Here is a 16,305-nt window from a genome sequence, read left to right on the forward strand (position 1 = left end):
TACGAGGCCGCGGGCACCCGCCGGCTCAGCGACCGAAGATGCCCTGCCCGAACGCGCCGTTCGCGGTGATCTGCCGGGACAGCCCCTTGCCCAGCTCGACCACCCGCGCGGTCTTCTCCGCGCCCAGCTGGAGCCACGGGTCCGCGGCCAGCGCATCGGTCTGCGTCTCGATCCGCTGCCGCAGCTCCTCGCCCTCCGCGGTCAGCCCGGCGTCGTCCAGCAGCCCGCGGTCGGCCAGCGCGGCGCAGGCGGCGGACCACTGCTCGTCCTTCCACCCGCGGGTGGCCTTGGCAGCCTGCTCGGTGAAGCCCCGGCCGGTCGCGCAGTGGGTGATCAGCGCCTCCAGGCCGGACAGCCCGGCGTGCACCAGGACGGCGACGTGCCCGTCCCCGCGGTGCTCGCGCAGCAGCGTGGTGCCGTGCCACAGCACCAGCAGCGGCTCCTCGGGCCAGGGCTGGTCGGCGTGACCGGCATAGAGGGCGCGGCCCTCGGCGCCGAGGTCGGTGCACGCCTCGCGGAGCAGCTCGCCGAGCTCGGCCACCTCCGCCGACGCCGCGACGTCCTCACCGAGCAGGCGGGTGAGGGACGCGCGTGCCGCGTCGAGACGAGCGGCCAGCACCTGCTCGGGGGTGGCCAGCGTCCAGGCGCGCGGGATCATGTGCGCGACCAGCGACGGGGAGAAGTTGTAGAAGGTCGCGGTCACGACCCCGGCGCCAACGGCGCCCATGGCGGCGGCGCGGGCGGCGAAGTAGACCATCCGGCCCGGTTTGAGCCCGAGGGCGCTCAGGTGCTCGTCCTGCTCCGGGGCGAAGTAGAGCTGCGAGTGCAGCGGGTCGATCGCGCGGTGGGCGCGGCCGACGAGGGCGGGATCGAACGCGGGGGCGGGCTGATCGGCGCTGACCATGCGCCGCACCCTAGTCAGCCGTGATCGGCGGGCGCGCGACCGACCAGGAGACGCGGGTGCGCACGGTCTCGAACCCGAAACCCTCGTAGAGCCGCAGCGCCCCGGTGACGTTGCCGCTGTCGACGTCCAGGGCCGCCCGGGCGCAGCCGTCGTCGGCGGCCAGCTGCAGCGCGCGGCCGATCATGGCCGACGCCACACCCCGGCCCCGCCCCTCCGGCAGGACCCCGATCTGCCCGAGGACCACCTCGCGGTAGCCCTTCGCCCGGGCGTCGGACTCGTAGACGTAGGCCAGGACGTACCCCTGCACGGCCCCGTCGTGCAGCGCCAGGACCGAAAGGTCGGGCCGGAAGGACCGTTGCCCGGTGAACAGCGACTGCCAGGTGGCCTCGTCCCGCTCGCTGGACCCGTGGTGCTGCCTGAACGCGGTGTTGTGCGCGCGACGGACCTCGTCGTCGCGGTCCCAGGTGAACGGCACCAGCTCCACGCCGGGCACCGACCTTGCTGCCGGGAGGCCGGAGAGCGGTCGCTCCATCGACCGGTACCACCGCTCCGCCTCGAGCCCCCTGCGCGCGACCAGCTGCTCCAGGTCCGGCTGGGTGCCGAGGACTCCGGTGACGAGCGTCGCCCGCGCCTCCGGCCGCCGCTCGGCGTGCAGCTCGGCGCCGCGGGCCAGCTGCCAGTCCAGCAGCGCGCCACCGACGCCCCTCCCCCGGGCCGCCGGGTGCACCCGCCCGTCGAGGGAGACGCGGAACGAGTCCCGGAAGCTCGCCGTGGCGAACACGGTCGCGTACCCGGACAGCGATCCGCTGCCGTCGAGGACCGCGACGCCGTCGCGCGCGAGGTCGAGCTTCCAGCCGGTCCACTCGTCGGTGACGTCGTCGGCCTCGGGGTACTCACCCGTGTCGTCGCCGGGTTCGGCGGCCACGATCAGCGCGGCCACCGCCGCGGCGTCGTCGGCGTGCAGGGGGCGGGCGGCGAAGCCGTCGGGCAGCGGGGGAAGAGCAGGCACGGCTGGCGAGACTAGACACCGGGCGCTCGTGCGGCCACCCGTTCAGCGGAGGCGCACGAACAGGCAGAACGGGTGCCCGGCGGGGTCGGCGAACACGCGCACGTCCTCGTCGTCGTCGGTGTGCCCGCCGAGCCTGCGCGCACCGCCCCCCTCGGCGAGGGCCGAGGCCGCCTCGAGGTCCTCGACCAGGATGTCGAGGTGCAGCTGCATCTGCTGCGCGCCGGGCTCCGGTGGCCACACCGGCGGGACGTGCTCCTCCTCCCGCTGGAAGGAGAGCCCCGGTCCGCCGTCCGCGGGCCGCAGGGTGGTCCACTGCGGGTCGTCCTCCCGGATCGGCCAGCCCAGCAGGCGCTGGTAGAAGCGCGCCAGGCCCTGGGGGTCGGGGGTGCCGAGGACGGTCGCGGCCAGCCGGGCGCTCGGGGTCACGCCTCGATCGTGAACAGCCGCGCCCCGTTGCGCCACAGGACCGCGCGCAGCCAGTCCTCGCCGAGGCCCAGCCGGTGCAGCGCCTGCAACTGGTGGGCGTAGGCGTAGGGGATCGAGGGGAAGTCGCTGCCGAGGAGCACCTTGTCCTCCAGGTTCCGCAGGCGGCCCCGCTGGGAGCGGTCGAACGGCATCAGCCGCTCGGTGAAGTCGGTGGCGAACATCGTCGTGTCCAGGTGCACCCGCTCGTACCGCTCGGCCAGGTCGAGGAAGTCCCGGTACTCGGGCATGCCGAGGTGGGCGATCACCAGCTGCAGCCGCGGGTGCCGCTCCAGCAGGCCCTCCATCGGCTCCGGTCCGGTGTGCTCGCCGGCCAGCGGCCCCGAGCCGCAGTGGATGACCACGGGGGTGCCGGTCTCCTCCAGCCGCGCCCAGACGTCGTCCAGCAGCGGGTCGCGCGGATCGAAGGCGCCGACCTGCACGTGCACCTTGAACACCCGGGTGCCGCCGTCCAGGGCCTCGGCGACGTAGTCGGTCACCCCGGGCTCGGGGAAGAAGGTGGCCGAGGGCAGCACCTGCGGGCGGTTCTGCGCGAACTCCTGCGACCACTCGTTCAGCCACCGCGCCATGCCGGGCTTGTGCGGGTAGGGCAGCGTCGGGAACGCGCGGACGCCGAGCCGGTCGAGGACGGCGAGCCGCTCCTCCTCGGGGAGCCGGTAGGCGACCGGCCACTCCGCGCCGTAGTGGGTCCCGGCCGCCTCGAAGTACTGCCAGACCTTCGCCTGCACCCGCTCGGGCAGGAAGTGGACGTGCACGTCCACCAAACCCGGCAGCCCGAGCTCGCGCCAGTAGCGCGGGACGTCGTCGTCCGACTGCGGCGGCTGCACGGGAAGCCCTCCCCCATCGGCGCGGAGCATGCCCGGGACCGTAGCCCCAGACATTGACATGCAGGTAAATGACTGCATGATTGTCGACGTGATCGACGACCTGGCCGCGGTGTTCAAGGCGCTGGCCGATCCCACCCGCCGCCAGCTGCTCGACCGGCTGCACGAGCGGAACGGTCGGACGCTCGGCGAGCTCTGCGCCTCCCTGTCGATGGCCCGGCAGTCGGTGTCCCAGCACCTCGCCGTCCTGGAGGCGGCCAACCTGATCAGCACCAGCTGGCAGGGCAGGGAGAAGTTGCACCACCTCAACCCCGTTCCGCTGCACGAGGTGCAGGAGCGGTGGATCGACAAGTTCGAACGACCGAGATTGCGCGCCCTCAGCGCCATCCGGCACTCAGCAGAGGAGCAGGCGATGTCCCAGCCCACCTACGTCTACGTCACCTACATCAGGGCCACCCCCGAGCAGGTGTGGCACGCACTGACCGACGCCGACCTGACGGCCCGGTACTGGGGCCACCGCAACGAGTCGGACTGGCAGCCGGGGTCGACGTGGCGGCACGTGCGAACGGACGGCTCGGGCATCTCCGACGTGACCGGCACGGTCGTCGAGGCGCTGCCCCACGAGCGCCTGGTGATCACCTTCCCCGGCTCGGAGGAGCAGCGCGAGGAGCCCTCGCACGTCACGTTCACCATCGAGCCGCACGAGGACATCGTCCGGCTCACGGTCCGGCACGAGGGCCTGCCCACGGCGGAGGACCACGCCGCCATCTCGGCCGGCTGGCCGGCGGTCATGGCCAACCTCAAGTCGCTGCTGGAGACCGGCGAGGTCCTCCCCCAGGCGCCGTGGGAGATGCACGCCGAGCTGCGGGAGGCACAGATGGCCCGGACCGACGGCGCCTGACCCGCCGGGGCCCCGGCCGGCCCCCGGTCAGCGGAGCGTGACGACGACCTTGCCGCGGACGTGCCCCTCGCCGACCAGACGGTGCGCGGCGACGAGGTCCTCGAGCGGGAAGGCCCTCGCGATCGGCACCCGCAGCTGCCCGGCGTCGGCCATGCGACCGAGCTCCTCCAGGTCGTGCTGGTCGGGGCGCACGAAGACGTAGCGCCCACCCATCTCGAACACCTTCGGGTCGACGACCGAGGCGATGCGGGAGACGTCGCGCACCTGCTTCGGGGCGTCGGCGAGCGTGTCCCCACCGACCAGGTCCAGGACGGCGTCGACGGGCTCGGAGAGCTGACCGCTGATCGGCCCCGCGGAGTAGTCGAGCACCTCGGCGGCGCCGGCGTCGGTCAGGAAGCCGTGGTTGCGGGGGCTCGCCGTCCCGATGACGTGCGCGCCCAGGGCGACGGCGATCTGCACCGCGTTGAACCCCACCCCGCCCGAGGCCCGGTGGACCAGCACGCGGTCGCCCTCGCCGACGTCGAGCGCCTCGGTCAGCGCCTGGTAGGCGGTGAGCCCGGCGAGCGGGAGCGCGCCGGCCTCGGCGAAGGACAGCGACGCGGGCTTGTGCGCCAGGCAGCGCTGCGGCGCGGGCACGAGCTCCGCCGACGTCCCCCACTGGACGTCGTCGCGGCGCACGTAGCCGAACACCTCGTCACCGGGGGCGAACGCGACCACCGCGGGGCCGACGGCCTCGACGACGCCGGAGACGTCCCAGCCCGGGACGATCGGGAAGTTGTGCGGGAAGAAGCTCGCCAGCCGGCCGGCGCGGATGCCCATGTCGACGGGGTTGACCCCTGCGGCGTGCACGCGCACGAGCACGGTGTCCGGTCCGACGGGCGGCTCCGGGAGGTCGTCGCGCAGCGTCAGGACGTCGTCGTCCCCGAACCGGTCGTAGGCCATCCCTCGCATGCGGTCCACCGTAGGCGGGCCGTCGGCACCCGGCTCACGGGCCACCTGCTCAGCGGCGTGCCCGCCGGCCCTCACCGGTGGATCGAGCGGTGTCACCGCGCGATCAGCGGCGGCCCTTCACGTAGCGGCCGAAGGCCTTCTGGATCTCCCGCCGCGAGTCACGCTCGGCGAGGTCGTGCCGCTTGTCGTAGGACTTCTTGCCCTTGGCCAGCGCGAGCGTGGCCTTGACCTTGCCGTCCTTGAAGTACAGGTCGAGCGGGACGAGGGTGAGCCCGCCCTCCTTGGTCTTGCCCATCAGCTTGTCGATCTCGGCGCGGTGCATGAGCACCTTGCGCTTGCGACGCGGCGTGTGGTTCGTCCACGTGCCCTGCACGTACTCGGGGATGTGCACGTGCTGCAGCCACACCTCGCCGTCGTCGATCGAGGCGAACCCGTCGACGAGCGAGGCACGGCCGGCACGCAGGCTCTTCACCTCGGTGCCGGTGAGGACCAGGCCCACCTCGAAGGTGTCCAGGATCGAGTAGTCGTGCCGCGCCTTCTTGTTCTGGGCGATGAACTTGCGCCCCTGTTCCCGCGGCATGGACCCAGGTTACTGCGCCGGGCGATCGTGGCCGCGCCGCAGCCCGCTCCGCGTCACCCGGCCCTGGCAGGCAGCGAGCGCGGCGAACTCGTGGTCATCACGCGCTGATCGCCACCAGTTCGTCCCATTCGCCCGGCGGCAGGGCAGCAGAACGCCGTCGCCCCTCCCCCGGGGGACCGGCGGGAGGGGCGACGGGACACGGGCAGCGAGGTGCGGCCTACAGCCGGACGTAGAGCCGCAGGGTGACGTAGGCGGCGACGCCGGCGAGGGCGACGCCCATGCCCGAGACGATCGCGCTGTTGAGGATGATCTCGCCCCACTCGACCGGCGGGATGATCCCGGACTTGATCGGGCCCTCCAGCGTCTTGTCGATGAAGAGCACCTTGGTCAGGATCAGGCCGCCGGCGGCCAGCAGTCCACCGATGAGCCCGGCGATCGCGGCCTCGAGGATGAACGGCAGCTGGGTGTACCAGCGCGAGGCGCCGACCAGCCGCATGATGTTGGTCTCGTTGCGACGGTTGAACGCGGCCAGCTGGATCGTGTTGGAGATCAGCAGCAGCGCGGCCACCGCCTGGACCACCGCGATCGCGATCGTCGCGTTGCGGGCGCCGTTGAGCAGGCTGAACAACCGGTCGAGGAACTCGCCCTCGTCGCGCACCTGGTCGACCCCCGCCTCGCCGTTCGGGAAGGCAGCGGCGATGACCTCGTAGCGCTCGGGGTTGACCAGCTCGACGCGGAAGCTCTCCGGCAGCGCGTCCGGCGGGGTGTTCTCGACCAGCTCGGGCTGCTGGCTGAACTGCTGCCGGAAGCGCTCGTAGGCCTCGTCGCGCGACTCGTAGATGAAGCTGCGGACCTCGTCGGAGGACTCGAGCTCGGTCTGGATGGCCTGCCGTTGCTCGTCGGTGACGTCGTCGGCCAGGAAGATGGAGACCTGGACCTTGTCGTAGTAGATCTCCTTCATCTCGGAGATCATCCCGGCGATCAGCAGGCCGGTGCCCATGAGGCCGAGGGAGATGGCCGTCGTCAGGATCATCGCGACCGTCATGGTCAGGTTGCGACGGAGCCCGGTGGCCACCTCGGAGAGCACGAAATTGACGCGCATGGATTCCCTGTCGTGGAGTGCGTGCGAACGCGGACGGCGGTGTCGGTACGGCGGTGCGCTGCTTAGCGACCCACGCCGTAGACGCCGCGCGACTGGTCGCGGGTGAGGACTCCCCCGTTGAGCTCGATCACGCGCCGGCGCATGGAGTCGACGATGTGGTAGTCGTGCGTCGCCATGATCACCGTGGTCCCGGTCCGGTTGATCCGCTCGAGCAGCAGCATGATGCCCTCGCTGGTCTCCGGGTCCAGGTTGCCGGTCGGCTCGTCGGCCAGGAGCACCAGCGGCCGGTTCACGAACGCGCGCGCGATCGCGACCCGCTGCTGCTCACCGCCGGAGAGCTCACCGGGCAGCCGGTTGGCCTTTCCCTCCAGGCCGACCATCTCCAGCACCTCCGGGACGACCCGCTTGATCGTCCGGTGCGGCTTGTTGATGACCTCGAGGGCGAACGCGACGTTCTGCGCGACCGTGCGGTTGCGGAGCAGCCGGAAGTCCTGGAAGACGCAGCCCATGGTGCGGCGGAGCTTGGGCACCTGCCACTTGCTCATGGTGTTGAGCGCCTTGCCGTTGACGGTCACGGTGCCCGAGGTCGGGTCGTCCTCCTTCAGCAGCAGCCGCAGGAAGGTCGACTTGCCCGAGCCGGAGGACCCGATCAGGAAGACGAACTCTCCCTTGTCGATCTCCGTGGACACGTCGTCCAGGGCCGGCCGACCACTCGCCGGGTAGAGCTTGGTGACGTGTTGCATTTCGATCACGAGGCGCCACGGTACTAGCCCCAGGCCCCGCTCCCGGTCGTTTGGACGCGACCTGCCGGGAGTCGCTCTCGCAGACAGTCACCGACACCGGGCAACGGCCGGGTGGAGCGGTCACGGACGGTCGCGTCCGGCTCCGCGCGGGGCCGGAACGTGACCTCGCCGACACCCGGGTCAGGCGGGGGTGGCCTCCTGCTGACGGCGCCACCGGATGCCGGCCTCGATGAAGGCGTCGATGTCGCCGTCCAGGACCGAACCGGTGTTGCCGGTCTCGTGGTCGGTGCGCAGGTCCTTGACCATCTGGTAAGGGTGCAGGACGTAGGAGCGCATCTGGTTGCCCCAGCTGCTCCCCTCACCCTTGAGTGCGTCCATCTCGGCCCGCTGCTCCTGCTGGCGGACGACGAGCAGCCGCGCCTGGAGCACCCGCAGCGCCGCGGCGCGGTTCTGGATCTGGCTCTTCTCGTTCTGGCAGGACACCACGATGCCGGTCGGGATGTGGGTCATCCGGACGGCGGAGTCGGTGGTGTTGACGCTCTGCCCACCCGGGCCCGAGGAGCGGAAGACGTCGACCCGGATCTCGTTCTCGGGGATGTCGACGTGGTCGGTCTGCTCGACGACGGGCAGCACCTCGACCCCGGCGAAGGAGGTCTGCCGGCGGCCCTGGTTGTCGAACGGGGAGATGCGCACCAGGCGGTGGGTGCCCTGCTCGACCGAGAGGGTGCCGTAGGCGTAGGGCACCTTGACCGAGAAGGTGGCCGACTTGATGCCGGCCTCCTCGGCGTAGCTGATGTCGAGGACCTCGGTCGGGTACTTGTGCCGCTCGGCCCAGCGCAGGTACATGCGCATGAGCATCTCGGCGAAGTCCGCCGCGTCCACGCCGCCGGCCTCGGAGCGGATGGTCACCAGCGCCTCGCGGGAGTCGTACTCGCCCGACAGCAGGGTGCGGACCTCGAGCTCGTCGAGCACCTTGCGCAGGGCCTCCAGCTCGCGCTCGGCCTCGGCCGTGGTGGCCTCGTCGCCCTCCTCGGCCGCCATCTCGTGCAGCAGCCCGACGTCGTCGAGCCGGCTGCGCAGCTCCTCGACCCGGCGCAGGTCGCCCTGCATGTAGGAGAGCTTGGAGGTGAGCGCCTGGGCTGCCTCGACGTCGTCCCACAGGTCCGGCGCGGCGGCCTGCTGCTCGAGCTCGGCGACGTCGCGGCGGAGCTTGTCGACGTCGAGGACGGCCTCGATCGACTTCAGGGTCGTGTCGAGTTCGTCAAGGACGACGGAGAAGTCAGCAGCCACGTCGACCCAGGGTAGTGCGCCTGCCCGCCGGGTACGCGAGTGCGGTATGAGCGAGCCCCAGGAACGCCGATCACGGCAGGACTACGAGCGTGGGCTGCCGGACCACCACGACCCGACGGCGGGCTTCGCCGGCGCAGCTCCGGCGCAGTCCGCGCTCACCCTGCGGCTGGTGCTGGCGGTGATCGCGCTGGTCGCCTGCGTCGTCGGCGCGATCGGCGTGCTGGCTGCGGGGGCACCGGTGTGGTGGGCGGTCGTGCTCGCCGTGGTCGGCGTCGTGGCCGCGGTCGACATCGTGGTCATCGCCCGCCGGAAGGCCCGCGGCGAGCCCGGCTGACGCCACCGGCCACGGACGGTGGCGCGATGGTCAGTTCCGCGCGACCGGGTCGCGGGTCTCCTCGGTGATCCAGCGCAGGTACGCCGGATCGCCGCCGACCAGCGGCACCGCGATGACGCACGGCACCTCGTAGGGGTGCAGCGCGGCGGTGCGCTCGACGATCTCGGGCACCAGCGACCGGCGGGTGTGCAGCGCGACCCTCCCCTCCGGCTCGTCCTGCACCGTGCCGGCCCACCGGTACACCGATCGGATGGCGGAGAACTGGTGCCCGCAGGCAGCCAGGCGCTCCTCGACCATCGTGCGGGTGTAGCCGGGCAGCCAGTCCGCGCCTCCGGTGACGACGACCTCGCAGTACTCCTCGTCCATGCCGGCGATCGTCTCCCCCGCCGTCGGCGAACTGACTGCGTGGAACGGGGGCACCTGCGGGTAGGGGCCCCTCATGACCCAGGAGATGACGATCCAGGTGGACGGCCACGACTACGTGCTGCGGCCCGAGGGCGAGGGCTTCCAGGTCGGACGCCGGGTGGGCGGTGACGTGAACTGGCTCGAGACGGTCGACGGCAGCCTGGTCGACGACCAGGCTCGGGCAGCCCTCTCGAACGGGGACACCTCCGACGAGTCGCTGCTGCGGGCGGTGCGTGGCGTCGTGCAGGCCGAGGTCGAGCGCGGCGCCTGACCAGGGGCGCATCCTTCGGAGCCGGCGGCTGCGTGCCGCCGGCCCGGCGGAGCATGGGCGGGACTGAGTTCCGCGGAGCTCTGAGCACGGCGCGGGGGGCGGTCGGTCAGCCGGGAACGGACCCTCGGCCGATCCGGAGCAGCCCGCTCTCGTAGGCGAAGATCACCGCCTGCACGCGGTCGCGCAGGTCCAGCTTGGTCAGCACATTGCTCACGTGGGTCTTCGCGGTGGCGTCGCTGACGAACAGGTCCCGGGCGATCTCCGCGTTCGACCGTCCGCGGGCCAGCAGTCGCAGCACCTCCACCTCCCGGGGGCTGAGTGCGGACAGCCGGCCGGCCAGCCCGGCATCGGCCACCGGCATGGAACCGAATGCCTCGATGACCCGGCGGGTGACGGTGGGGCTGAGCACCGCCTCCCCCGCAGCGATCGTCCGGACCGCGCCGAGGAGCTCCTCGGCGGTGGCGTCCTTCAGCAGGAAACCGCTGGCTCCGGCCCGCAGCGCGTCGAACACGTACTCGTCCAGGTCGAAGGTGGTGAGCACCAGTACCCGTGTCCGGGCGCCGTCGGCCACGAGCCTGCGGGTGGCCGCCAGTCCGTCCATCACCGGCATGCGGATGTCCATGAGCACCACCTCCGGCTCCAGACGGCGCACGCAGGCGAGCGCTTCCTCGCCGTCCCGGGCCTCCCCCACGACGACGACCCCGCCCTCCCCGTCGAGCAGGGAGCGGAGCCCGGCCCGCACCATCGGCTGGTCGTCGGCGATCACCATCCGCACGGTCACGCCGCAGCGCCTTCCCGGAAGGGCAGCCGGGCGCGGACGGCGAAGCCACCGCCGGGCCGCGGCCCCACCTCGAGCGCGCCGCCGTAGAGGGCCACCCGTTCCCGCATCCCGACCAGTCCCAGACCACCGCCGTCGGACGGGACGGCATCCACTCCGCCGGTGTCCAGGACCTCCACGTCGACCTCGGACTCCCGGTAGCGCAGGCACACCGTTACGTGGCTCCCCGCCGCGTGCCGACGCACGTTCGTCAGCGCCTCCTGCACCACCCGGTAGGCCGCGAGGCCCACCCCCGGGGGCAGCGGCACGGGGTCGCCCTCGACGACGACGTCGATCTCGGCGCCCGCTGCCCGGGTGTCGGCCACGAGCCGGTCGAGCTGGTCCAGCCCCGGCTGGGGCGCCAGGGCCGGCCGTTCCCCGTCGGCGCGGAGCACGCCGAACAGCCGGCGCATCTCCGCCATGGCCTGCCGCGCCGTCACCTCGACGGCACGGAGGTCGTCGATCTCCCGTCCCAGCGCGGGGTCCAGCCGGCGTCGGACGGCCTGGGTCTGCACCGCGATGACGCTGATCGAGTGGGAGACGACGTCGTGCAGCTCACGCGCGATGCGGGCGCGCTCCGCGGCGACGGCGCGGGCCGCGTCCTCCTCCTTCGACCGTTCGGCCCGGTCCGCGCGCTCGGCCGCCTCCAGCGACCGACGGGTGCGGTCGCGCAGCGCCTGCCCGACCACCCAGCTGCCGCCGTAGAGCACGGTCACGGCGACGAAGTCGCTGACCTGGGCCCCGGTGACGGCGAAGGCGATGCAGAACGGCACCACCGCGAGCGCCAGTCCGACCCACGCACGTGGCGGGTCGAGTTCCACGCCGGCGGTGAAGGAGACGATCACCAGGGCCGCGAAGACCGCGAACTGCCCGTCGGCGTCGATCATCATCATCCCGGCCACGGCGAACGCGAGCACCGACAGCGGGAAGCGCCGGCGCCACGCGACCGCCCCCATGACCACGACGGTGAGCAGGGCGTGCAACCACGCGGGCCGGTCCAGCGGTGTGGTCACCGCCTCGACCAGCCCCAGCGCCACCAGCGCACCGGCCACCGCCGCGTCGACGGCGGACGGTCGCCAGGTCGGTACCGGGACCATGGCCGGGGAACCTAGTCCCGTCAGCGGGCGCACGGACGGTCCGACGTCGTCAGGAGCCGACGGCGGAACGACGCCCCTCGCGGAGACCGTGGCTGCGGGCCAGCGCCACCGACAGCACCGTGAAGCCCGCCGTCATGATCAGCGCACCGGGGACGTTGGCACCCACCACGAAGAAGCCGCCGCCGATACCGACGGTCACCGCGACCGGGGCCCACCAGGGCAGCAGCCCGCCGCGCCAGGCGGCCAGCGTCGCGACCGGGAGGCCGAGCAGGAAACCGGCCACCCCGCTGATCTGCATGGCCAGCAGGGCCCACATCCCGCTCATCGCCTCCTCGACCGCGACGTTGCCCTCGACGCCGAAGGCCTGACCGATCCCCGAGTCGTAGAAGTCGGCCAGCAGGAACCCGGGTAGTGACGTGGCCCCCAGGAAGGCCAGCAGCACGGCGGCGTTCGCCAGCCAGGCGCCCCGGCCCCGGACCGACCAGGCGAGCAGCAGCGCCGCGACGCCCCAGAACGCGTAGGCGAAGTGGTAGCTGAGCGACTTGATCTGCAGGGGGTCCGGGTTCTCGGCGTAGAGCCGGTACAACTCGGGCCCGTCGAGGTCCACCGCCGGGTCCGCCGCCGCGCCGACGATCGCGAGCAGACCGGCGAGCACCGGTGCAGTGATGAGGAACCACCGCCGGGCCGAGTGGGCCGCGCGGCCGCGCTCGGCGCCGTCGTCGTTGGTGGTGGTGGCTGTGGTGGGGGTGTCGAGCACGGGAACCTCCATGACCGGGATCGGGCCTGAACGGTCCCGCGCGCCGATTCCCGGGCACATCGGCCGAGCCGCCGATCCCGGTCTCCGCCGGGCGGCCTACCGCGGGTAGGCGGCAGGCCCTTGCCGGGCCCCGCCGGCTGCACCACAGTTCGGCCGTCGATCCGCGGACGGCGCCGTGCTGGCCGCCGTCCGGTGGCTCTCCTTCGCGAGCGACGGCATCGGCATGGCCACGGCGGCGGATCTGGGCGACGCCGTGACCGTTCAGGTCCTCCTCACCACCGGCTGGGAGAGTGCCCGCACCGCAGCCGTGCCGACGCTCGTCATGGTGGTCGCGGCAGTGGTCGCCGGTCTCCGCCACGGGGTCTTCCCTCGTTGGTTCAGCTGGTTCAGCCTGGCGGTGCTCGCGCCGCTCCTCGTCGCCCTCACGCCGCTGGGGCCGTCGGGCCTCCTCGGTGTCGTCTTCGGCGGCCTGTGGGTGCTCGTGACGTCGATCCTTCTCGCGGTGGAGTCCCCGTCCGGCGCACCGAAGTCCCGGTCGACGGCGACCGAGCCGTCGATGTAGATCTCCCCGCGGCGTCAGCGGGCGTGCAGCAGCCGCCCTTCGCATCGCGGTCGGCACCGGCCGGCGCGTAGGACGGCCCTACGTCGGAGACGCCAGGAAATGCGGCCCCCCGCCCATGCCGCTCGGCGCTGACAGCGGAGGCAGCCAAGCGTTCAATACGGGCACGGATCGACACCTCGGGCGGGACTCAGGAGGTCGGCAGGTCACGCCCCCGGCCCGGTTCCGAGCGCGGCTGCCGAGCACCCGGAGGCGATCATGGTTGCCATCGTCGAATCCATCATGATCGCGGTTTCGGCTGCACCGAACCCATCGGGTTTCCGCGGCTTCTGGCAACTGGCAGCCGTCATCCTGGGCGCGTCGAAGTGGCCGGCACTGGCCCTCGCGGTCGGAGCAGCCGCCGTGGGGTTCAGTCAGGACGGTGAGGACAGCAAAGGGACGGCTACGGCGGCCTTCCTCATCGCTGGTGGGGCCCTCGGATGGTTCTTGGCCGGCCTCGCTCTGGGTGAATAGCGAGCTCGATCCACGCCCCGAGTCGCGAGCGAGCAGCCGCACCGGCCCCGGATGGACTCTCAGCCGTCGACGTAGCGGTCGCGCTCGACGACGAACTGGCCGGTCGCGGTGTTGGCGTCGATGAACTCCGGCAGCAGCGGGATGCGCACCGTCACTGTCACGCACACGGAGAACTCCTCCCCCGGCGTCAGCGTCGGCGTGTACCTGCCCGCGGCGTCGCAGTCGGCCCCGGCCGGCGCGTAGCCCAGCCGCATGTCGGTGGCCTCGACCGACTGGTCCTCCACCGCCAGCTGCGCCGCCCGCAACGCCCGCTCCTGCCCGCTGACCGGGTCCGCGGCGGTGCCCATCGCCCGGCCGGCCTCCCGGGCCGCGGCCTGGGAGGCGAACACCCCGCGCTGAACCGCGGAGAACCCGGCCACGATGTAGACCAGCGGCACGAAGACCACCAGCGCGATGAACACGAACTCCACCAGCGCCGAGCCTCGCTCCCCGGTGAGCATTCCCAGCCGGGTCCGGAGCCACCTCACGAGCCCTCCTTGAGCGCCCGGCCGGTGACCTCCAGCGGCAGCACGTTGCCCAGCGCCGCCAGCAGCGAGGGCACCGACCCGGTGCAGCGGACCACCACCAGCGTCGCCCCGCTGGGGTCGAATTCCTCCCCCGAGGTGCAGGACAGCCCCCGCGCCGTCCGCACCGAGGTCGCCGACGCGACGACCTGCACGGTGCGGTCGGCACCGGAGGTCGAATCGACGTCGGCGTTGGCCGCGTACCGGGCGCCGTCCTGCGCACTGGCGGTGACGACGTTGCGCACGTGCACGTAGACCGCCACCTGCAGCACCGCCAGCAGCAGCGCCACGATCAGCATCGAGACCATGACGAAGTCGACGACTGCGCTGCCCCGCTCGCCGTCGTCCAGCGGATCGACGGTCGGGTTACCCACCTGCGCCGGTGACGGAGGTCAGCGCGTTCGTGACCGCCTGCGTGATGGCCTCGCGGAACGGGATGAGGATGGCGAGCACCAGGGCCGCCGTCATCACGGTGATCATGACCCAGCCGGGGACGTCACCTCGCTCGGGATCCTCGCCCCGGACCCGGTCGGAGAGCGCCGACAGGGTGGCGAGCAGGTACGCGTACGCGCGCATGGGTTGGTCCTTCCTGGTTCCGCTCATTGCGAGAGCGAGACGATGGCGATCAGGCCCGGGAACAGGGCGAAGAGGACTGTGACCGGCAGCACCAGGAAGACGACCGGCACCACAAGCGTCATGGTCTGCCTGTCCTCCGAAAGAGGACGGCCCCGCACCGGTGGCTAGACCGGAACGGGGCCTTGATCTCCCGCCCCAGGAGGCAAGAGACCCATGTCCAACGCTATCCGCCCCGTCCCCCGGCTTCTCGGCCCGCGCCTCCCCATCGGTCCCCGGTGGCTGCGGTTCTGCCGCTCCCAGTTCGCCGAGCACCTCCGCGCCTCGGTCCAAGGCGTCCGGACCAGCCTCGTGCTCATCTCCGGCGTCGTCACCTTCTACGTCGGCATCAACGTCACCGCCGGCCTCTACCTGGCGCTCGGCGGCACCCTGTGAGCGTCGGGCTGGAAGCGTTCCCCGTCGACACGTCGGCGGACCTGCCCGCGTGGGCACTGCGATCGCTGGTCGAGATCATCGACAAGGACCTCGTCCGGGCCGAGCGGCAGGCGCAGCAGTGGGCAGGCCTCGCCGCCGGCGACCACGCCAGCGGCGAGATCTCGGCCTTCCGCCTCGTGCTGGCCATGCTGTCCGGGGCGACGACAACCGCCCCCGAAACTGTCCCTGGCGTCCGCTAGGAACAAGGCGGCCCCGCCCGGTGCGCGAACACCGGAACGGGGCCTTGATCACTCACCTGTGTGGAGGAGAGAGACCCATGATCGACACTATCGACCGCACCCCCGTGACGGTGGTCCTCGTGGACTGGCTGCCCCGAGACGGGCAGGCCTGGCTGCTGTACCAGGACCTGGACGTCATCGCGGTCAGCGCGCACCTGACCGAGACCGGCCGTGAGCTGGCCCTGGCCGACGCAGGCCTCCGATGAGCGCCCGCACGCCGCTGCCGTGCCCGCCGTGGTGCGAGTACGAGCCCGGCCACGGATTCGACTCGGCCATGCCCGGCGGCGGGGAGCTGGTCCGCTTCCACGGCCGCAACCTGGGCGAGCACCTGACGGTCGTCGCCGAGGAGCAGGCCGCCTCCGAGCGGGGGCCGGTCACGGCCACCCGCGGCCCGTACCTGGACATCTCCGCGGAGGGCCCGTTCACCGCCGAGGAGGCCCGGCAGCTCGCCGCGGGCATCGAGTCGGCCGTCGAGTTCCTGGCCGGCCTCCGGTGAGCATGACCGCCCGACCCCTGCCAGAGGAGTGGCGGCAGCCGATCGCGGCGTGGGAGCAGCAGCTGCGCGCCGACGGGTTCACCGACGGCACTGTCTACGACCGCATCCGGGCGGTGCGCCGCGCCGCGCACGCGTTCGCCGGCTGCCCCTGGCAGGTGACCTCCGAGGGGCTCACCGGCTACGCCGACGAGCAGCCGTGGAGCGCACAGACCCGCGGCACGTGGCTGCGGAACGTCCGCCTGTTCTACGAGTTCGCCGTGACGAAAGGGTGGACCGACCGCACACCCACCCCTGACCGGTACGCGGCGCTGGTGCGTCAACCGCAGGCCACGATCTGGGCTGTGGAGCTGGCCGCGTGGGCGGGCTGGCTGGCCGCGTCGGGGCAGAGCCCGAACACGGTCAAGCTGCGCACCTACGTGC

26 protein-coding genes are annotated in these 16,305 nt (G+C 72.3%); 10 read left to right on the forward strand and 16 right to left on the reverse strand.

The window, feature by feature from the left end:
* Positions 1–25: 25 nt before the first annotated feature.
* Genes C5507_RS19390 through C5507_RS19405 form a run of 4 tightly spaced genes read right to left on the reverse strand, consistent with a single transcriptional unit; the run spans position 26 to position 3,253 of the window.
* Positions 26–904, reverse strand: a complete 879-nt coding sequence (locus tag C5507_RS19390) for an SCO6745 family protein (protein WP_104530167.1) — start codon at positions 902–904, stop codon at positions 26–28.
* A gap of 10 nt (positions 905–914) precedes the next feature.
* Positions 915–1,913 carry a GNAT family N-acetyltransferase gene (locus tag C5507_RS19395; RefSeq protein ID WP_104530144.1) on the reverse strand — a complete coding sequence of 333 codons (999 nt, stop codon included), beginning with the start codon at positions 1,911–1,913 and terminating at the stop codon, positions 915–917.
* Positions 1,914–1,955: 42 nt separating this feature from the next.
* Entirely contained in the window at positions 1,956–2,339 is a 384-nt protein-coding gene (locus C5507_RS19400; RefSeq protein WP_104530145.1) for a VOC family protein, read from the reverse strand.
* Entirely contained in the window at positions 2,336–3,253 is a 918-nt protein-coding gene (locus tag C5507_RS19405; protein ID WP_104530146.1) for an amidohydrolase family protein, read from the reverse strand. The genes C5507_RS19400 and C5507_RS19405 overlap by 4 nt, the downstream gene beginning before the upstream one ends.
* A gap of 58 nt (positions 3,254–3,311) precedes the next feature.
* Here C5507_RS19405 and C5507_RS19410 point away from each other — a divergent pair, with 58 nt between their 5' ends.
* Positions 3,312–4,121 carry an ArsR/SmtB family transcription factor gene (locus C5507_RS19410; RefSeq protein WP_242610904.1) on the forward strand — a complete coding sequence of 270 codons (810 nt, stop codon included), beginning with the start codon at positions 3,312–3,314 and terminating at the stop codon, positions 4,119–4,121.
* Between the two features lie 27 nt (positions 4,122–4,148).
* Here the strand turns inward: C5507_RS19410 and C5507_RS19415 are convergent, their stop codons facing one another.
* From C5507_RS19415 to prfB, 5 genes are all read right to left on the reverse strand, one after another.
* Positions 4,149–5,072, reverse strand: coding sequence for an NADP-dependent oxidoreductase (locus C5507_RS19415; RefSeq protein WP_104530169.1), 924 nt, complete (start codon positions 5,070–5,072; stop codon positions 4,149–4,151).
* Between the two features lie 103 nt (positions 5,073–5,175).
* Complete coding sequence (smpB, locus tag C5507_RS19420; RefSeq protein WP_104530147.1) at positions 5,176–5,652, reverse strand: SsrA-binding protein SmpB; 477 nt, start codon at positions 5,650–5,652, stop codon at positions 5,176–5,178.
* A 217-nt stretch (positions 5,653–5,869) separates the two neighbouring features.
* Complete coding sequence (gene ftsX, locus C5507_RS19425; RefSeq protein WP_104530148.1) at positions 5,870–6,754, reverse strand: permease-like cell division protein FtsX; 885 nt, start codon at positions 6,752–6,754, stop codon at positions 5,870–5,872.
* Positions 6,755–6,816: 62 nt separating this feature from the next.
* Positions 6,817–7,497 carry a cell division ATP-binding protein FtsE gene (ftsE, locus tag C5507_RS19430; RefSeq protein WP_207225929.1) on the reverse strand — a complete coding sequence of 227 codons (681 nt, stop codon included), beginning with the start codon at positions 7,495–7,497 and terminating at the stop codon, positions 6,817–6,819.
* Positions 7,498–7,677: 180 nt separating this feature from the next.
* On the reverse strand, positions 7,678–8,787 hold the full coding sequence (gene prfB, locus C5507_RS19435) for a peptide chain release factor 2 (protein ID WP_104530150.1): 1,110 nt from the start codon (positions 8,785–8,787) through the stop codon (positions 7,678–7,680).
* A 46-nt stretch (positions 8,788–8,833) separates the two neighbouring features.
* Here prfB and C5507_RS19440 point away from each other — a divergent pair, with 46 nt between their 5' ends.
* On the forward strand, positions 8,834–9,121 hold the full coding sequence (locus C5507_RS19440) for a DUF6343 family protein (RefSeq protein ID WP_104530151.1): 288 nt from the start codon (positions 8,834–8,836) through the stop codon (positions 9,119–9,121).
* 30 nt (positions 9,122–9,151) lie between these two features.
* Here C5507_RS19440 and cutA read toward each other — a convergent pair whose 3' ends face one another.
* Positions 9,152–9,487 carry a divalent-cation tolerance protein CutA gene (gene cutA, locus C5507_RS19445; RefSeq protein WP_104530152.1) on the reverse strand — a complete coding sequence of 112 codons (336 nt, stop codon included), beginning with the start codon at positions 9,485–9,487 and terminating at the stop codon, positions 9,152–9,154.
* Between the two features lie 73 nt (positions 9,488–9,560).
* Between cutA and C5507_RS19450 the strand changes: the two genes are divergently transcribed.
* Positions 9,561–9,797, forward strand: a complete 237-nt coding sequence (locus C5507_RS19450) for a hypothetical protein (RefSeq protein WP_104530153.1) — start codon at positions 9,561–9,563, stop codon at positions 9,795–9,797.
* Between the two features lie 106 nt (positions 9,798–9,903).
* Here the strand turns inward: C5507_RS19450 and C5507_RS19455 are convergent, their stop codons facing one another.
* Genes C5507_RS19455 through C5507_RS19465 form a run of 3 tightly spaced genes read right to left on the reverse strand, consistent with a single transcriptional unit; the run spans position 9,904 to position 12,468 of the window.
* A complete protein-coding gene (locus C5507_RS19455) occupies positions 9,904–10,578 on the reverse strand; it encodes a response regulator (RefSeq protein WP_104530154.1) in 675 nt (224 codons plus the stop codon).
* The gene (locus tag C5507_RS19460) at positions 10,575–11,711 is read right to left on the reverse strand and encodes a sensor histidine kinase (RefSeq protein ID WP_104530155.1); all 1,137 of its coding nucleotides are present in this window, start codon (positions 11,709–11,711) and stop codon (positions 10,575–10,577) included. The genes C5507_RS19455 and C5507_RS19460 overlap by 4 nt, the downstream gene beginning before the upstream one ends.
* 49 nt (positions 11,712–11,760) lie before the next feature.
* Positions 11,761–12,468 (reverse strand): hypothetical protein, encoded by a 708-nt coding sequence (locus tag C5507_RS19465; protein WP_104530156.1) that lies wholly within the window; start codon positions 12,466–12,468, stop codon positions 11,761–11,763.
* A gap of 175 nt (positions 12,469–12,643) precedes the next feature.
* On the opposite strand from C5507_RS19465, the gene C5507_RS19470 reads away from it, so the two are divergent.
* On the forward strand, positions 12,644–13,030 hold the full coding sequence (locus tag C5507_RS19470) for a hypothetical protein (protein ID WP_104530157.1): 387 nt from the start codon (positions 12,644–12,646) through the stop codon (positions 13,028–13,030).
* A gap of 255 nt (positions 13,031–13,285) precedes the next feature.
* On the forward strand, positions 13,286–13,540 hold the full coding sequence (locus C5507_RS19475) for a hypothetical protein (protein WP_104530158.1): 255 nt from the start codon (positions 13,286–13,288) through the stop codon (positions 13,538–13,540).
* 59 nt (positions 13,541–13,599) lie between these two features.
* Here the strand turns inward: C5507_RS19475 and C5507_RS19480 are convergent, their stop codons facing one another.
* Genes C5507_RS19480 through C5507_RS19490 form a run of 3 tightly spaced genes read right to left on the reverse strand, consistent with a single transcriptional unit; the run spans position 13,600 to position 14,679 of the window.
* Entirely contained in the window at positions 13,600–14,067 is a 468-nt protein-coding gene (locus C5507_RS19480) for a hypothetical protein (protein ID WP_104530159.1), read from the reverse strand.
* Positions 14,064–14,477: a TadE/TadG family type IV pilus assembly protein gene (locus C5507_RS19485; protein WP_104530160.1), complete on the reverse strand. Its 414-nt coding sequence runs from the start codon at positions 14,475–14,477 to the stop codon at positions 14,064–14,066. Before C5507_RS19485 ends, C5507_RS19480 begins: the two co-directional genes overlap by 4 nt.
* Complete coding sequence (locus C5507_RS19490) at positions 14,470–14,679, reverse strand: hypothetical protein (RefSeq protein ID WP_104530161.1); 210 nt, start codon at positions 14,677–14,679, stop codon at positions 14,470–14,472. Before C5507_RS19490 ends, C5507_RS19485 begins: the two co-directional genes overlap by 8 nt.
* Before the next feature lie 213 nt (positions 14,680–14,892).
* On the opposite strand from C5507_RS19490, the gene C5507_RS19500 reads away from it, so the two are divergent.
* The 5 genes from C5507_RS19500 to C5507_RS19515 form a co-directional block, all read left to right on the forward strand.
* The gene (locus C5507_RS19500) at positions 14,893–15,111 is read left to right on the forward strand and encodes a hypothetical protein (RefSeq protein WP_104530162.1); all 219 of its coding nucleotides are present in this window, start codon (positions 14,893–14,895) and stop codon (positions 15,109–15,111) included.
* Entirely contained in the window at positions 15,108–15,350 is a 243-nt protein-coding gene (locus tag C5507_RS19505; protein WP_104530163.1) for a hypothetical protein, read from the forward strand. Before C5507_RS19500 ends, C5507_RS19505 begins: the two co-directional genes overlap by 4 nt.
* A gap of 77 nt (positions 15,351–15,427) precedes the next feature.
* The gene (locus C5507_RS22500; RefSeq protein ID WP_158657652.1) at positions 15,428–15,595 is read left to right on the forward strand and encodes a hypothetical protein; all 168 of its coding nucleotides are present in this window, start codon (positions 15,428–15,430) and stop codon (positions 15,593–15,595) included.
* Positions 15,592–15,885: a hypothetical protein gene (locus C5507_RS19510; RefSeq protein ID WP_104530164.1), complete on the forward strand. Its 294-nt coding sequence runs from the start codon at positions 15,592–15,594 to the stop codon at positions 15,883–15,885. Before C5507_RS22500 ends, C5507_RS19510 begins: the two co-directional genes overlap by 4 nt.
* Before the next feature lie 2 nt (positions 15,886–15,887).
* Positions 15,888–16,305 (forward strand): hypothetical protein (locus tag C5507_RS19515; protein WP_158657653.1); only part of this gene is annotated, 418 nt, incomplete at its 3' end.

Origin of the sequence: Blastococcus saxobsidens (assembly GCF_002938435.1) — a bacterium.
Classification (GTDB): domain Bacteria; phylum Actinomycetota; class Actinomycetes; order Mycobacteriales; family Geodermatophilaceae; genus Blastococcus; species Blastococcus saxobsidens.

Coding starts and splice junctions, on each gene's coding strand:
- cutA (WP_104530152.1), bottom strand. CDS start 9,487: ATGGACGAGGAGTACTGCGAGGTCGTCGTCACCGGAGGCGCGGACTGG.
- C5507_RS19500 (WP_104530162.1), top strand. CDS start 14,893: ATGTCCAACGCTATCCGCCCCGTCCCCCGGCTTCTCGGCCCGCGCCTC.
- smpB (WP_104530147.1), bottom strand. CDS start 5,652: ATGCCGCGGGAACAGGGGCGCAAGTTCATCGCCCAGAACAAGAAGGCG.
- C5507_RS19490 (WP_104530161.1), bottom strand. CDS start 14,679: ATGCGCGCGTACGCGTACCTGCTCGCCACCCTGTCGGCGCTCTCCGAC.
- ftsX (WP_104530148.1), bottom strand. CDS start 6,754: ATGCGCGTCAATTTCGTGCTCTCCGAGGTGGCCACCGGGCTCCGTCGC.
- C5507_RS19460 (WP_104530155.1), bottom strand. CDS start 11,711: ATGGTCCCGGTACCGACCTGGCGACCGTCCGCCGTCGACGCGGCGGTG.
- C5507_RS22500 (WP_158657652.1), top strand. CDS start 15,428: ATGATCGACACTATCGACCGCACCCCCGTGACGGTGGTCCTCGTGGAC.
- C5507_RS19450 (WP_104530153.1), top strand. CDS start 9,561: ATGACCCAGGAGATGACGATCCAGGTGGACGGCCACGACTACGTGCTG.
- ftsE (WP_207225929.1), bottom strand. CDS start 7,497: ATGCAACACGTCACCAAGCTCTACCCGGCGAGTGGTCGGCCGGCCCTG.
- C5507_RS19415 (WP_104530169.1), bottom strand. CDS start 5,072: ATGCGAGGGATGGCCTACGACCGGTTCGGGGACGACGACGTCCTGACG.
- C5507_RS19390 (WP_104530167.1), bottom strand. CDS start 904: ATGGTCAGCGCCGATCAGCCCGCCCCCGCGTTCGATCCCGCCCTCGTC.
- C5507_RS19475 (WP_104530158.1), top strand. CDS start 13,286: ATGGTTGCCATCGTCGAATCCATCATGATCGCGGTTTCGGCTGCACCG.
- C5507_RS19405 (WP_104530146.1), bottom strand. CDS start 3,253: ATGCTCCGCGCCGATGGGGGAGGGCTTCCCGTGCAGCCGCCGCAGTCG.
- C5507_RS19510 (WP_104530164.1), top strand. CDS start 15,592: ATGAGCGCCCGCACGCCGCTGCCGTGCCCGCCGTGGTGCGAGTACGAG.
- C5507_RS19440 (WP_104530151.1), top strand. CDS start 8,834: ATGAGCGAGCCCCAGGAACGCCGATCACGGCAGGACTACGAGCGTGGG.